General features: G+C 33.0%; 15 protein-coding genes, 1 tRNA gene and 1 pseudogene. 14 read left to right on the forward strand and 3 right to left on the reverse strand.

Annotated features, from left to right (window positions below):
* Both BN38_RS11455 and BN38_RS11460 read right to left on the reverse strand, forming a co-directional pair.
* Positions 1–271: transposase (locus BN38_RS11455; protein ID WP_230197778.1), on the reverse strand; the 271-nt coding region annotated here is incomplete at its 3' end.
* Positions 272–566: 295 nt separating this feature from the next.
* The gene (locus BN38_RS11460) at positions 567–1,211 is read right to left on the reverse strand and encodes a transposase (protein ID WP_230197779.1); all 645 of its coding nucleotides are present in this window, start codon (positions 1,209–1,211) and stop codon (positions 567–569) included.
* A gap of 206 nt (positions 1,212–1,417) precedes the next feature.
* On the opposite strand from BN38_RS11460, the gene BN38_RS09615 reads away from it, so the two are divergent.
* The 4 genes and pseudogenes from BN38_RS09615 to BN38_RS09630 all read left to right on the forward strand — a co-directional run bounded on the left by BN38_RS09615 (position 1,418) and on the right by BN38_RS09630 (position 7,687).
* Positions 1,418–2,941 (forward strand): ABC transporter ATP-binding protein, encoded by a 1,524-nt coding sequence (locus tag BN38_RS09615; RefSeq protein ID WP_044567337.1) that lies wholly within the window; start codon positions 1,418–1,420, stop codon positions 2,939–2,941.
* Positions 2,938–4,047 (forward strand): annotated as a pseudogene (locus BN38_RS09620) (ABC transporter permease); the annotation flags it as partial. The gene BN38_RS09615 and the pseudogene BN38_RS09620, both read left to right, overlap by 4 nt.
* A gap of 210 nt (positions 4,048–4,257) precedes the next feature.
* Positions 4,258–5,193 carry an ABC transporter permease gene (locus BN38_RS09625; RefSeq protein WP_044567339.1) on the forward strand — a complete coding sequence of 312 codons (936 nt, stop codon included), beginning with the start codon at positions 4,258–4,260 and terminating at the stop codon, positions 5,191–5,193.
* A gap of 88 nt (positions 5,194–5,281) precedes the next feature.
* Positions 5,282–7,687 carry a zinc ribbon domain-containing protein gene (locus BN38_RS09630; RefSeq protein WP_044567342.1) on the forward strand — a complete coding sequence of 802 codons (2,406 nt, stop codon included), beginning with the start codon at positions 5,282–5,284 and terminating at the stop codon, positions 7,685–7,687.
* Between the two features lie 449 nt (positions 7,688–8,136).
* Here BN38_RS09630 and BN38_RS09635 read toward each other — a convergent pair.
* Positions 8,137–8,213 (reverse strand) — tRNA-Pro (locus BN38_RS09635).
* Positions 8,214–8,374: 161 nt separating this feature from the next.
* Between BN38_RS09635 and BN38_RS09640 the strand changes: the two genes are divergently transcribed.
* The 10 genes from BN38_RS09640 to BN38_RS09685 all read left to right on the forward strand — a co-directional run bounded on the left by BN38_RS09640 (position 8,375) and on the right by BN38_RS09685 (position 15,710).
* Positions 8,375–8,629: a barstar family protein gene (locus tag BN38_RS09640; RefSeq protein ID WP_044567344.1), complete on the forward strand. Its 255-nt coding sequence runs from the start codon at positions 8,375–8,377 to the stop codon at positions 8,627–8,629.
* 1 nt (position 8,630) lies between these two features.
* Positions 8,631–8,981 carry a GntR family transcriptional regulator gene (locus tag BN38_RS09645; protein ID WP_044567346.1) on the forward strand — a complete coding sequence of 117 codons (351 nt, stop codon included), beginning with the start codon at positions 8,631–8,633 and terminating at the stop codon, positions 8,979–8,981.
* On the forward strand, positions 8,974–9,672 hold the full coding sequence (locus BN38_RS09650; RefSeq protein WP_044567348.1) for an ABC transporter ATP-binding protein: 699 nt from the start codon (positions 8,974–8,976) through the stop codon (positions 9,670–9,672). The genes BN38_RS09645 and BN38_RS09650 overlap by 8 nt, the downstream gene beginning before the upstream one ends.
* A 4-nt stretch (positions 9,673–9,676) precedes the next feature.
* Positions 9,677–10,408: a hypothetical protein gene (locus BN38_RS09655; RefSeq protein WP_044567350.1), complete on the forward strand. Its 732-nt coding sequence runs from the start codon at positions 9,677–9,679 to the stop codon at positions 10,406–10,408.
* Between the two features lie 12 nt (positions 10,409–10,420).
* Positions 10,421–11,161 (forward strand): NAD-dependent protein deacylase, encoded by a 741-nt coding sequence (locus tag BN38_RS09660; RefSeq protein WP_044567352.1) that lies wholly within the window; start codon positions 10,421–10,423, stop codon positions 11,159–11,161.
* Positions 11,154–11,537, forward strand: coding sequence for a hypothetical protein (locus BN38_RS09665; RefSeq protein ID WP_044567354.1), 384 nt, complete (start codon positions 11,154–11,156; stop codon positions 11,535–11,537). The genes BN38_RS09660 and BN38_RS09665 overlap by 8 nt, the downstream gene beginning before the upstream one ends.
* A gap of 58 nt (positions 11,538–11,595) precedes the next feature.
* Positions 11,596–12,777, forward strand: coding sequence for a coenzyme F420-0:L-glutamate ligase (locus BN38_RS09670; protein WP_044567356.1), 1,182 nt, complete (start codon positions 11,596–11,598; stop codon positions 12,775–12,777).
* Positions 12,778–12,788: 11 nt separating this feature from the next.
* A complete protein-coding gene (locus BN38_RS09675) occupies positions 12,789–13,751 on the forward strand; it encodes a YitT family protein (protein WP_044567357.1) in 963 nt (320 codons plus the stop codon).
* An 11-nt stretch (positions 13,752–13,762) separates the two neighbouring features.
* Positions 13,763–14,584, forward strand: coding sequence for a glycosyltransferase family 8 protein (locus tag BN38_RS09680; RefSeq protein WP_044567359.1), 822 nt, complete (start codon positions 13,763–13,765; stop codon positions 14,582–14,584).
* 67 nt (positions 14,585–14,651) lie between these two features.
* Entirely contained in the window at positions 14,652–15,710 is a 1,059-nt protein-coding gene (locus tag BN38_RS09685) for a hypothetical protein (protein WP_044567360.1), read from the forward strand.
* Positions 15,711–15,769 lie beyond the last annotated feature (59 nt).

Consider the following 15,769-nt stretch of genomic DNA (forward strand, 5'->3'; position numbering starts at 1 on the left):
CTTTACATCTTACGAATTCTTTACCTTCTTCTGATATGTATTTGTCTTGATGTTCATCATAGTTTAAGCTTTCCTTAAATGCTTGTTCTTTTTTATATTTCCGTGTTTTGGATTTTTCATAGTTTGATGGTTTTATGTAGGATGTTAGATTGTTCTCTGCTAGATATACATAGTTTTCTTCACTTTCATATCCTGCATCTGCTACTATTTTGTCTAGTTTGTTTGGATAGTTTTCTTGTAGTTTTTTTAAGAATGGTTTTAGGGTGTACATATCGGATGGATGGTGTGATACATTTTCTCCTATGATGAAGCCTGATGCACTTGCTAGTCCTCCACGAGCCGGACGGGCTAATTTTTGTAGGCTGGTTTTAGTTGACCATTTCTCATGTGGTCTTCTTTCATTCTCATGAAGGTTGCATCATAGTCTGTTTTTGAGTAGGAGTTTCTGTAATCGCCCATTATTTCTAAATGTTTATTGTAAGTTTCTAGTTTGTTTTTCCAATCTTTTAATTGTTCATAGTCTCGTTGAAGTTGGTGTTTTCTTTTGCCTTGCCCATGTACAAAGTTTATCTTTTTTCTTTACATTCTTTACTTACTTGATTAAATACTATTTTTACTATTTCTAATACTTGGGATGGGGTTAATTCATTACTTAAATCGAAGTGCTTTATTATTCTTACTCTTAGTTTTTCTTGCCATTTTTCTATGCTTCCTCGCCATACAAAACTGTATCTGTTGGCGTAGGCTTCTATTTTTGTTCCGTCTATGTATATGCTTGATAGGTCTATTTGTTTTTCTTCTATTAGTATTTGGACCATTTGATTTAATAGATTGGGTGTTAGTTCTACTATTTTTTGTCTGAATCTGTTTATTGTACTATGATCTGGTGGATTTTCTCCATCTAGAAGATATTTTATTCTTAGATCATATTTGCATGATTTTTCTATTTCCCTTGATGAGAATATTCCTTCTGAATAGCAGAATATTATTATTTCCAGCATAGTTACTGGATTTACAGTAGGTTTTCTTCCAAATGATGAGTAGACTTTTTTTAATTCTGCTAGATCTATCCTTTCAATTATATTTTTTACAAGCCTTAGTTTAACATCATTTTGAATGTATATTTCTGTATTAAAGTTTAATTTTAATTGAATTGTATCATTAACTAGTGTAAAATTAGTTAGTGATGATGTATTTGTAACGGTTTTCATAAATACATTGTATCAGAAAAAGACGAGGATGTTTAGCTTCCTCGTCTTTTTTCTATGTTAGGACTTTTGCAACAGCCCCTTTTTTTTACGTTAAAGATTAATTTGCAAAAAATTTATGCATAATAGAGTATTTTATAAGTTTTTATCTACAATAATTATCGATAATGTGTTAAAATAAATAAGAGTATAAATTTAGCGAGGATATTATGGATAAACAATACAATGATAATCCTGTAGTATCTATGAGAAATATTACCAAACGTTTTGGAGACAATGAAGTTTTAACTGATATTAACTTTGATCTTCACAAATCTGAGGTTCACGCTCTTTTGGGAGAAAATGGGGCTGGTAAGACAACCCTGATGAATATTTTGTATGGAATGTTCCCTCCAACTAGTGGGACAATCTCTATAAATGGAGTAAGTATTCCAAATATGACTCCTAAAAAAGCCATAGATGCAGGAATTGGTATGGTTCACCAGCACTTTATGCTAATAGAACCCCTAAGTGTTACGGAAAATATTATTTTAGGTCATGAAGACGACGATGGTCTATTTCTGGATAGAAAAAAAGCCAAGGAAAGGATTCAAAAACTTTCTGATGATTATGGTCTAAAAATAAACCCAGATGCAAAAATTGAAGATATATCTGTTGGCCAACAACAAAGAGTAGAAATATTGAAGGCCCTATATAGGGGAGCTGATATATTGATATTTGACGAGCCTACAGCTGTATTAACTCCACAAGAAATTAACGAATTTATAGAAATTATTAACAAACTAACTAAGCTTGGGAAATCAATTATTATTATCACTCATAAGCTAGCAGAGATAAAGGCTATGGCTGACTATTGTACAATTATAAGACGTGGTAAGTATATAGATAAGCTAAAGGTTGCTGATATTGATGAAAATATTTTGGCTGAAAAAATGGTCGGCAGAAATGTAAGCTTCAAAGTAGATAAGGCAATTCAAGAACCAGGTGGAGTAGTTCTTAAGGTAGAAGACTTATGGGCCAAGGATAAGAGAGGCATAGATATACTAAAGGGTCTTGATCTAGAGATTAGAGCAGGAGAAATCTTAGGTATAGCTGGTGTTGATGGCAACGGCCAAAGTGAGCTTATTGACTGCTTAACCGGTATGGCAAAATCAAATCGTGGCACAATAACCCTAAATGGCGTTGATGTCACAAATAAAGATCCTAGGACTATTATAGATTCTGGCATGAACTCAATCCCAGAAGATAGGCAAAAAAGAGGCCTTATTTTGGAATATCCTATAAAGGATAATATGATTTTGGAAAATGTTAGCAAGGAACCTTTCTCAACAAAGGGCAAGCTTAATTTCAAAAATATAGACAATAATGCCAAAGACTTGGTAGAGAAATTTGATGTTAGACCGAATAACATCAACGAAAAAGTTATGAGTTTGTCTGGTGGTAACCAACAAAAGGTAATAATTGCCAGAGAGATTGCAAATAACCCTGATGTACTAATAGCATCTCAACCAACTCGTGGACTAGACGTTGGAGCTATAGAATTTATTCACAAGTATCTTGTGGATTTGAGAAATAATAACAAGGCAGTATTACTCATTAGTTTTGAGCTAGATGAAGTAATGGACTTATCAGATAGGATTCTGGTAATCTATGATGGTAAGATCGTAGGAGAAAAAATTCCTAGTGAGACTGATGAGTTTGAAATAGGAAGATTAATGGCAGGTGGAAAATGACAGATACACAAATAAAAGCAAAAAGAAAACTTGCCTTAAATAATTCAAAAATTTTGTTTACTCTAGTTTCCATATTTATGGGACTTTTGATAGGAGCAATAGTAATAGGCGTATCTGGTTATAACCCACTTGAAGCCTATGGCGCCCTTGTTTCTGGTGTTATAAAGACACCTAGAAATATTGGCTGGGCGGTAGTATATTCTACACCAATCATCCTAACAGGTCTTGGTGTATGCTTTGCCTTTAAGACAGGGCTTTTCAATATGGGGGCTGAGGGTCAATATATTGTAGGAACAATTGTAGGATTTATGGTTGCTTACGCTTTGCCACTACCTCCAATCATCCACCCAATAGTAGCTATTATTTTAGCAATGGCTGCAGGTGCTTTATATGGAGCTATAGCTGGCTTTATAAAGGCAAAATTTGGAATCCATGAAGTAATTTCAACAATAATGTTAAACTGGATAGCATTTTATTTCCAAAACTTTATAGCCTATAAATACCAAAAGCCAAATGCTTTTTCTACATTTGATATCTTAGATAGTGCAAAGGTTACATTGTTTAAGGATTCATACAAAAACTTTGGACCATTTTTCAGCAAATTTTTTAAGGCACCAGTGCATCTTGGAACAATACTTGGCATCCTTGCGGTAATTGCTGTGTGGTATATCTTAAACAAAACTGTATTAGGTTATGAACTAAAGGCTGTTGGACTAAACAGGGAAGCAAGTGAATATGGTGGAATAAACTCTGGCAATAAAATTATCCAATCCATGGCTATATCTGGGGCTATATGTGCTCTTGCTGGTGTTTGTCAAGTACTAGGATACACATACTGCCTATCAGTTTTATCTGCTATGGATAACTACGGTTTTGATGGACTTGCTGTAGCGCTTCTAGCAAGCAACAATCCAATTGCTGTAATATTCTCAGGTCTATTTTTTGGATCTTTAAAATATGCAGGTAGCAACTTGCAGAGAGTTCTTGGCGTTCCATCAGAATTAATTAATATTATCATAGGTACAATTATCCTATTTACAGCTGTTCCACTTATCTTTAGAATTATAAAAGCTAGAAGAAAAATGAAAAAAGCAGAAAAAAATGCTAAGCTTGAAAGTGACAAATTTGTTAGTGAGAAATCAAATAAAGAAAGTCAAGAAGAAAAAATTCTAGTTAAAGAAGATGAGACGGATAAAATTGACGTAAAAGATCCTAATGAGGATTTTGATAACAAGGAAAGTAATAATAATCCAAATATTATAAATGAAACTGGCGAAGAGATTAAGGTTAGAAAAGTAGAAAGTGAGGAGGAGTAGATGAATTTAGTAATGTTAGCACTCATATTGGGAAATACATTTTCAAATGCTGCTCCTGTGCTTTTGACAGGCCTTGGTGGCATGATGAGTGAAAAATCTGGTGTTGTAAACATCGGTCTTGAAGGAATGATGACAATAGGAGCCCTTGTCGGGGCAACTGTAGGCTTTAAAGTGGGTAATCCATGGATTGCCTTTATAGCAGGCGGCCTTGCTGGCGCTGTATTTGGTCTAATTCATGCTATTATTTCGGTTAGTTTTGCAGGAGACCAAACTATATCAGGTATAGCTATCAATACCCTAGGACCTGGTTTGGCCCTATTTTTGGCTAGGTTATTTTTTGATGGTGCTACACAAACACCTTCAATCCCACTAGAAAATAAGATTCCTAGATTATTTAGATCTATAAGTAAAAATCAAATTTTCTTAAATATTTTCGGACAGTATGCAACTGTTTATATAGCTATCTTTATGGTTGTGGTTCTATACCTATTTTTGTACAAGACAAAATGGGGGATTAGACTTATAGCTGTTGGTGAACATCCAAAGGCAGCAGAAACTTTAAATATTCCTGTAAAGAAAACTAGATATTTAGCAGTAATATTTTCAGGATTTATGGCTGGCTTGGGTGGTGCAAGTATGTCACTTGCAGTAGTAAGTTCTTTCTCACCAACGCTAATCGCAGGTCAAGGTTATATTGCCCTTGTAACAGTTATATTTGGTAACTGGAAGCCACAAGGTGTCCTAGTTGGTTCACTATTTTTTGGTCTAGCAGAATCAATAGCAACATATCTTGGTGGATCAAACCTAAGCGTTCCAATAGAATTTATTTCTATGATTCCATATATTGCAACATTATTGATACTAATTATCTTCCAAAGGAAGTCAAAAGCTCCAAAAGCTTCTGGTAAACCATATCTAAATCTTGATAATATTTAGAATTTAAAAATATAAACTCTGCAAAGGGTTTATATTTTTTTATTAATGATGTATATTATAATATATATACCTTTATTGAGGAGAATCAATGTTTTGTTCTAATTGTGGGGCAAAGGTTGATGATAATGCTAGATTTTGCCCTGTTTGTGGCAATAAACTTGATAAAAATCCTATAGAAAAAGATATTGAAACAAGTGAAGAAGACAATCTAATAGGCAGATCAACCTACCAATCCCTAAATACTAATGAAAATTTAATAAAAAATCAAGAAGACAGTAATAAAGATAATAGCGAAGTTAAATCTAATAAGTTTAAAGAAATGTTCTCTGTCTTTAAAAGTAAAAACAAGACCGCAGAGGAAGAAACTGTTCAAAATGAAAAAGCTTTTGAAGAAACTTCCATTGATTCTGAATCTGATCAATCAGAATTTAGAAATAATACTCCAGAAGAATCCTTGGAGCAAAGAGTGGAATTTGAAGAAGAAATCCCTCCAGCTTACTATGGATATAATCCTACTGATGATAGAAAAAGCAAGGATAAGAGAAGAAAGAATACAGGAGAAGTAAATAGCTTTGAATCTAGAGAAGTTCTAAGCCAAAGAAGCTTTGAAAGTTCAAAGGAAGCAGTTTCTTCAAATAATCAAAGTTTAGCAAATTCTCATAATATTCATGATAATTCTAGTGTAAAAAATTCACCTACTATTGACGACATACCAAGTGAATATGTTGAAGCTAGGATTGCTAATCTCCTAAAGAAAAGCTCTGAAGATTCTGACAAAAAAGCGGCTAGCTCTGGTAACCTTGCAGCCTTGATTAGAAGTAATCAAAGTCAAAACGATGCTTATCAAAAGACTTACGCTCAAAATAATACTTATCAAGAGACTTATAATCAAAACAACATTCAAAGTATACCAGAAAACAAAGCTTATGAACCGAGCATAAAAGAAAGCCAAGAAGTCAAAAGTGATAAAGAAGAGATAGATAATAAGCAAGGATTTAAATTCAAGCCAATTTATCTATTGCCAATCTTATTATTAGCTCTTGCTATTGTTATTGGTTATTTCTTTATGAATAGAAAACCAAAAGATGTTGAGATAGATTTAAGCAATTATATTGATGTAACTTACACAGGTGACAATGCTAGTGCATCGCCAAATGCATCTCTTGACACTACGAAACTTCTAAATGATTTTGCTAGCCAAATTCAATATATAAACAAGGATAGGAAGAATGATCAATACGGATCAGCTGCCAACCAATTTGTAGAAGAATTAGCTAGTGCAACGACCTTCCAATTCTCAAAAGATTCTAATCTTTCAAACGGTGAAGAGATAACGGTTGTGGCTAATGTGTCAGACCCAAGCCTTGCAGATGATTACAACGTATTATTTGCAAGCACAATGAAATCTGTAATCGTAGATGGACTAAATGTAGAAGAATATATCGATCCATTTAACTATATTGATATAAACTTCCAAGGAGATGATCCAAACATAAGTCTAACAACAAATCTAACAGAAGACGCACCAGAATATATGAGTCAGCTAGAAATTATGCCAAGCAAAACTAGCGAATTAAAAGCTGGTGAAGAAGTAAATATTACAATAAACTTAAATGAAGAAGAAATATTTAATAACTACAAAGTAAGGCTAAGTCCACTTGATAAAACCATCACTGTTCCAGGAGAGTCAAGTGACCAAAAGGATGAAGAAGAGGACAAAGAGTCTAGCGAATCTAGCGACGGTTATATAGCCAGTGTAGACAATCTAAGTGAAGACTTACTAAATATATTAAAAACAAATTCTGGAACCTTGATAAAAGAAACATTCAACGAAAGAACATTCACACAAATTGAATCAATGAACTATCTTGGCGCAATCACAGGAACAGATTCAAATAGTGAAGATTTAAAAAATAGAGTTATGTTAGTATATGAAATCAAGGCAAATGAAGATTATGAAGGACTCTACAAAAATCAATACACCTACTATTCATTTGTAGAATACCAAAATGTTAAAGGTGAGAAAGACCAAGACGGTAAATTCTATAGCCAAGGTCCACTAACAACAGATAATGAAATCTTCCACAAATTCTTTGTGGCTGATGACTATACCTACTATGAAATCCCATACTATGGTTTTGGATTCCTAGAAGAGGTCATAGCTAGAATAAACAACTCATTATCAGGGCTAACAATAGATGATTCCATTGCTGTTGACCAATCAAACTACTTCACAAAGACAGATGGAGTAGCAAATGAATATCAAGGCAATGACACTAGACTAAGCCTAAGAGAAGATGGAACTTTGAAATATCAAAAAGATAACAGAGTCCATCAAGGAAGCTGGCAAGAAAATGGAAACGAAATAAGCCTAACAATACAAGGAGTAAACGTAGACACTCCAATAAATGCGACATTTGAAAATGGAACATTAAACGTAAGTGAACAAGGCGAAATGAGTGGCCAAACATTTAACAAAATGCAAGCATTTTAGAAAAAAACCTGCAATCATAAGTGATTGTAGGTTTTTTTATTACAAAGAAAGTTAAAAACTAGAAAAATACATTATAATAAGACGCAAAATAATCAAAAGTACTATTGCTATGGAGATATTTCAAATTCGCTCAATATGACAGTAGAGTATTGTTGTATTAATAATGGAAACTAAACATTCCTGTCATCCTTGAGCGACCAAAGGGAGCGAAGGACCTCCCAAAGCACCATTACCTAGGAGATATTTCGCTTGTGCTCAACATGACAGTGGTACTTGTATAAAATTATAAATAAAAAAATCAGACAAAAGTCTGATTACTAATAATATGGTCGGGGTGAAAGGATTCGAACATTCGAGCCTCACTTTCTCAAAACCTAGAGTTATCAAAAAGTCTTAGTAAATAAAACTATAAACAAAAAAATCAGACAAAAGTCTGATTACTAATAATATGGTCGGGGTGAAAGGATTCGAACCTTCGACCTCATGTTCCCAAAACACGCGCGCTACCAAGCTGCGCCACACCCCGTTATTAACGATTACTCATTTAGTATACGATAAATAAATTATCTTGTCAAGCTTTTATTATAAATTTCTTGAAAATTTTTAAAACTATGAAATTTAGAGCTTTTTTCCAAAGTCTGTTATAATAATACCATAAGTAAGTAAAAAGTAAAATAGAGGAATATTATGATTAGATTTGATGCCAATGATTTTAAAGATAGAGAAACTTTTTACAAATTATTAAATGAAAAATGTATTTTTGATTATTATGTAGAAAATCTCGATGCCCTTTACGATGAATTAGTTGTCAAGGACAATCAGATTGAGATAATAAATTTTCATATGATATTTGAAAATTTGGGCGAATATGGCCAAAGGGTCGTCCAAGTTTTTGTTGATGCTGTAAAAGATTATGATAGTAAGGTAAGTTTGATTAATTGATATGACATATACTAGCAAAGTAGACCAAATCAGAGATTATATAATTATTGATATATTAAGCGGAAAGATAAAAAGTGGCGAAAGATTGAAGGATAGAAAGTTTTTTACCAGTAAGTTTAAAATAAATCCAAATTATTATTTGGACTTAGTAGAAATTTTAAAGAATGAAAATATTATCGAAGAAAAATCTGATGGATATTATTATATTTTTGACAATCAAAAAATTGGTTTGTTAAAAAATCAATATCTAAACCGATATATAAATGATTTCTCAACTAATCTCAATAAAATCGGCTTAAGTCTCGATGATGTTATAGAGATTTTGAAACTTAGGAGTCTTGCAAATGGATAAGGCTATTGAAGTTAATAATATAAGTAAAAAATATAATAATAACCCAGCCCTTGATGACATATCTTTTGACATTGAAAGAGGAAGGGTGGTTGGCTTGCTTGGCCCAAGTGGATCTGGCAAATCTACACTTATTAAGATTTTGACTGGTCTTGTTAAGGCGGATTCTGGATCTTTTAATATCTTGGGTGAAAAGCTTAGCCCTGATATAAAGAGAAATATTATTTATAAGGCTGATGACTTAATTATTGAGGAAAAGCTTAGGATAATCGATTTAATCAGTTTATATGAACACTTTTATCCTGATTTTTCAGCAGATGAGTCAAAAGAAATCCTAGAATTTCTTGGACTTGATGAAAAAAGAATGGCTATGGGCTTATCAAAGGGCCAAAGACAGAAGTTAAATCTTGCCCTGGCTCTTGCTAGCAATGCAGATATTTTCCTTTTGGATGAAGTTTTTGATGGCTTAGACCCAATATCTACTAGTAAGGCTATGGATCTTTTGATTGATAGAATTGATGGAAATAAAACCTTCTTTATTGCCTCTCAGCAACTAGAATTAGTGGAAAATCTCCTCGATGAAGTGATTTTCCTTGAAAATGGAAAGATTCACTATAGAGATACAGCTATAAATATTGGCAAAAAAGAAGAAGTTGGCATAAGTGAATTTTATGACAATATTTATTTAGGTTAATATTATGAATTTTTTGAAATTTGATTTTATAAGAAATAAAAGATATTTTAGGAATATAAGTATTCTCTTTGCTTTACTTATAGTCCTGGGCCTGGCCTTAGAATTTGCACCAATTAATTTTCTATCCCTTGATAGCATCCTATCCTATAAGATGGTCTTCAATGTGATATTAATAATATTTGCCTTTGCTATAGTAAGTTTTGCAATAGGCCTTATAAGAAAAGACTTGTTTACAAGCTCATCAACTATTGTTTTTTCTTTGCCTATGGGAAGATCTAAGTATTTTACAAGCAAATTATTATTGCTAGTCTTAGTTTATATTTACAATTTGATATTTACTTTGATTTTATTGAAACTATTGAATTATCAAATCACAAGTGATTTACTATACTACTTTTTCCTAGGGCTTATTTGGTTTTTGATATTTTTTGCCATAAGTTTTTATGGCCAGGCAACAAATAGATTTACTAAGAAAGATTATGGCAATGCGCTAATAATACTTATTATAGGCCTTGTCCTTATATTAGGATTTTTCCTTTGCAAGCACTATTCTTTAGTTTTAGTAGGATCTGGTATCCAGCACGCCTTGCCTATGAATTATGCCTTCATATATCCTTTTGCCATAGGGAATTTGGGCATATATAAGAACATAACGACGCTAATATATTATATAATAGTTTTGATAGGAATGTGGACTTTGAATACTGGTAATCTAGAGGAGAACTTAGATTTATAGATTGGAGTTATTATGGAAAATTTTGATAAGGTAAAACAAATAATCAGAGATTCTAATAATATTGTATTTTTTGGCGGGGCAGGAGTTTCAACTGCATCAGGTCTGCCTGATTTTAGGTCTGCTACAGGCCTTTATAACAAAGAAAACAATTCAAATTATTCGCCAGAATATATGCTAAGCCATGAGTTTTTCATAAATCATCCAGATGAATTTATGACCTATTGTAGAGAAAATCTAATGATAGAGGGGATAAAACCAAATGCCTGCCATTATGCTTTAACCAAGCTTGAAAAAATGGGCAAGCTTAAGGGCATTATTACCCAAAATATAGATGGCCTTCACCAGGATGCGGGAAGCAAAAATGTCATAGAACTTCACGGCAACCTAGTTGATTTTTATTGTACCAAGTGTGGCAAGAATTTTGACCTTGCCTATACAAAAAAATTTGATGGCCTAGTGAAATGCGAAGCTTGTGGTGGTATTGTAAGGCCAGACATAGTTTTATATGGCGAAGGTCTTGACCAGAATAATATTTCCTATGCCATAAATCTTATAAGCAATGCTGATGTACTAATAATCGGTGGTACATCTCTTGCCGTATATCCTGCAGCGGGTCTTATAGATTTTTATAGGGGAAATAAACTAGTATTAATAAACATGGACCCTACAGGTAGGGATTCCAGGGCTGATTATCTCATCCAAGGAGATATCAGCAAAATTTTAGAAGAATTAGTTGAGGGGATTGATGAATAATAAAATAAATACAGACGAATTTGGAATATTTTTACTATGGGCCGGGATAATCACATCCCTAATCTCATATTTTGCCAAATCATCTTTTTTGTATACTTTGGGATTTGTGTTTTTTGCCTATGCTATTTTTAGAGCCTTTTCTAAAAATATTGAAAAGAGAAGGCTTGAGAATAATTACTTTAAGGATAAGTTCCTAAATCCGATTAAAAAATCCTTTGGAGGATTTAAAGGAGATATAAAAACAAAAAGAAATGACAAAAATCACAAGTACATTACTTGTCCAATTTGCGGGCAAAAACTTAGAATTCCAAAGAAAAAAGGCAAGATAAAAGTAAAATGTCCAAAATGTGGATCAAAATTTGATGCTAGAAGTTAATTTTAGCATCTTTTATATTGGAAATATGAAAGTATAATTTTTTAGAAAGGGGATTATAATGAAAAGATATATAGGAACAAGAACTTTTGGACTTCGTGCACCAATTATAGAAAAAGGTGATGATTTAGTAGAAATCGTCTCTAAAAGCGTAAAAGATGCAAGCGAGAGCCACAATATAGAAATTAACGACAAGGACGTTGTATGCGTCACAGAATCTTTAGTAGCAAGAGCTCAAGGCAACTACGCTTCTATAGATCAAATAGCTAAGGACATCAACAATAAATTTGATGGTGATGAATTGGTAGTTTTATTTCCGATTCTTTCAAGAAATAGATTTTCAATTCTACTAAAGGCTATAGCAAAATCAGGCAAGAAACTACATATTTGTCTATCTTATCCACAAGATGAGGTAGGAAATTACCTAATGGATGAGATGGACCTATTTAATAGTGACATCAATCCTTACAAAGACGTACTTGACCTAGATGAATTTAGAAAAGTTGCGGGAGAGTACAAACACACATTTACTGGTATTGACTATCCATCACTTTACACTGATATGGCAGAGAATTCTGAGATTCACTTTTTGAACAATCCAGTTGATTCACTTAAGTTTTCAAAGAATGTACTAGTTTGCTCAATCCACACAAGAAATATTGTAAAAAGACAACTAAAAGAAGCTGGCGGAGAAAGCATACTATCCTTAGACGATATTATGACAGAAGCTATAGATGGTTCAGGCTACAACAGCCAATATGGTCTATTGGGTTCAAACCTATCTACAGAAAATATGGTAAAACTCTTCCCAAGGGATGGAGAAGTATTTGTAAGTAAGCTTCAAGAAAAATTAATAAAAGAATTTGGCAAAGAAATCGAAGTTATGATCTATGGTGATGGAGCATTCAAAGATCCAGTAGGCAAAATTTGGGAGCTAGCAGATCCTGTTGTATCTCCTGCCTTTACAAAGGGTCTTATGGGTACTCCAAGCGAGATCAAAATCAAATATATAGCAGATAACGAATTTGCTGATTTGTCCATAGAAGATAGGACAAATGCTATGGTTGATAGGATTTCAAAAAAAGAAAAAGAACTAGTAGGCAAAAACGAAACCCTAGGTACTACACCTAGACAAATCACTGATTTGCTAGGATCTCTAGCTGACCTAACATCAGGTTCTGGAGATAAGGGAACACCAATTGTTTTAGTCCAAGGCTATTTTGATAATTATTCAGACAACTAATTAAGGAGATAATGGTGGCTAAAGAATGTTCCGATGAGAAAAGGAATAATGAAATTTTTGGAAGACATTTTATAAATAATTACTTGGAAAGAAGGGCTATGGCCAAATACAATCACGATCCTATGGATGAGTTGACTAGGTATTTGCTCATGGCTTTTGCCGCAATACTTATGGCTTGTGGTACACATTTTTTTAAGTATCCAAATTCCTTTGTAATTGGTGGGGTTGAGGGAATGAGTATCATTGCATCAACCTTCGTTCCTCTTACACGACCTCAATTAACCCTAATTATAAACATAGCTTTGCTAGTAATAGCTTTCTTTATCCTCGGCAAGCACTTCACCCTAAGGACAGGATATGTTGCTATACTAAACTCACTAACAGCACTTGCCCTAGATTACATTTGTCCAATCGAAGGATCGCTTACAGGCAACAAAATGCTAGAGTTAGTGTACACACTATTGATATCAGCCTTTGGCTCTGCAATACTTTTTAACCTTGCAGCAAGTTCTGGGGGAACTGATATAATTGCTATGATTTTGAAGAAATTCTCATCACTTGAAGTAGGCAAGGCTCTTTTAGCGGTAGATGGTATCTTTACTATTGCTTCTATTTGGATTTTTGACGTTGAAATTGGTTTACTCTCTGTTTTAGGTCTTTTGTTAAAAGGGATTTTCGTAGATGTAATCATACAATCCTTTAATACAGATAAATTTTTCATAATAATTACTACAAAGCCTAAGGAGATTGGTAGTTTCATCAGAGATGATTTGAACCGTTCAGCCACTGTCCTTGATGGGATGGGTTTATACAAGGGGGTCAAAAGATCTATATTCTTCTTGGTCTTATCACCAAAGGAAGCTCCTAGGACAAGAGCTTTTCTAAAAAATATAGATCCATATGCCTTCATAACTATATTAAATACATCAAAAATCATTGGTAAAGGATTTTACCTAACTAGCGATTCGGAATAGGGGAGATTTAATTGAATATATTAGTAAGTTGTGATCAAAACTATCTTAAGCCACTAAAGACGATGCTATATTCACTTTTTTTAACTAATAAGAGTGACATTAACATCTACCTCATGCACAAGTCTATTGACGATAGAAGTATTGAGGATTTAAGAGAGTTTTTAAAAGAAAAATCAAATAATAAAGCAAGTTTGAACAATGTTAGGGTAGATGATGAATTTTCGTCTGCCCTAACTACTTTTTATTACACAAGTGAAATGTACTATAGGTTAGTTGCCTACAAGTACCTTCCAGAAGATATGGATAGGATTTTATATCTAGACCCAGATATTTTAATTTTAAATTCACTAGAAGACTTATATAATGAGGATTTTAAAGACAATCTTTTTATGGCGGCCATCCATACCATCCCTACGGTTCAAACTGCCAATAAGGCTAGACTTATGATAACAAGTGAAAAGACTGATATTACTAGATATTACAATTCTGGCATACTTATGATAAATCTACAAAAGGCCAGAGGTGATATCTACCAGCAAAAAATTCTGGACTATGCCAACAACACCAGAAAGGCAGGGCTTATGATGCCCGACCAAGACCTTTTAAATGTTGTTTTTAGAAATGAAATTATGGAGATTCCAGAGCTAAAATACAATTACGATGCCAGAAGATTTACTACGTACAAGCTAATGTATGATTATAATCTGGACGATATCATGGAAAATACTGCTATCCTACATTTTTGTGGCAAGAGAAAACCATGGCTAAAAAATTATATAGGAAAATTTGATAGTTTGTACAAATTTTTCTGGCATCAAGCTATAGAAAAATAAAGATTTGCTTTGAATTGTGTAGGAAATAAGTGTAAAATATAAGTAGAGACCAAGTTAAGGAGGATATATGAAGTCAATTAGTAAATTAAGTCTAATTTTCCTTTCCATGGCTTTGTGTTTTTCTCCTAAATCTTATGCAAACGAAGCAGAAGAGGTCAATGGCAAGACGGCTAGTTCAGATCTTAAAACGGGAGAAAATATAATTTTAACAGAGCCCGATACTGACGTAGATAAAGTAATCAAAGATCTAAACGAAAGTACTGAAGAAATTAAAGATAGAGTAGAAACACAAGAAAAACCTTCTAGTGAAAGTAAGGATAATCCTGAAAAAAAGGAAGGTAAAAATACTACAAATAGTGTAACGACATCAAAGCCTTTAAAAAATCCAAATACTACAGAAAACTCCAAGGAATCGAAAGAAAACAGTTCATCATCTACTCTTGATATTAGCCCAGCTCCCAATAACATTAGTAAGCAAACATCATCAAGCAAGGATGTAGATGAGTTGATGGCAGAAATCAAAACATTTTTGAAAAAAAATAAAGAAAGGGAGCAAAACAGAAAAGCTGACAGTTATAAAAAAGATGATGATATAACAAAGACTGTTGAAAAAGTAAGCGATGTAGTAGTTTCTAAAAAGATAAGCAAGGAAGAATCAGAAAAAATTGCCAAGACTACAAAATATATAGTCAAAGAATATAACAAAAAAATTGAAGCGGCCAAATCTGATGCAAGAAAACAAGAGCTTGCCCAAGAAGCTATAGATAAGATTAATAAAAATGTGAAAATGGCATCAAAAGAAGCCTATGATTATATCAATAAAGAAGATGATGAAGTGACCTTGTTTGATCAAAAAAATGAAACTCTAGTTTTAGAAATTGATGCACCAGGCTCTGATGAAGATGACAATAATTCAAATGATGAAGCCAAAGATTTAGATGAAAAAGATTTGATAAAAAGCGAGTCTTCATCTCTATCAAGATCTCCCAAATTAAGCAATAAGAAAGATAGTAAAAAATCATCTCTACCAATTATCTTAGGGATTATACTAGTAATTGGCATATCAGTTGCTCTAAGCTTAGCTCTAAAGGTTAGAGAAAATAAAAAGATTAGATCCAAAAATTAGGTGACTTACTTAGCTTTTGGATTTTTTTAAAAGAAAAAGAGGCCAAAGGCCTCTTCTAA

The sequence above is a fragment of the Anaerococcus provencensis genome (genome assembly GCF_000312365.2).
GTDB classification, from domain to species: domain Bacteria; phylum Bacillota; class Clostridia; order Tissierellales; family Peptoniphilaceae; genus Anaerococcus; species Anaerococcus provencensis.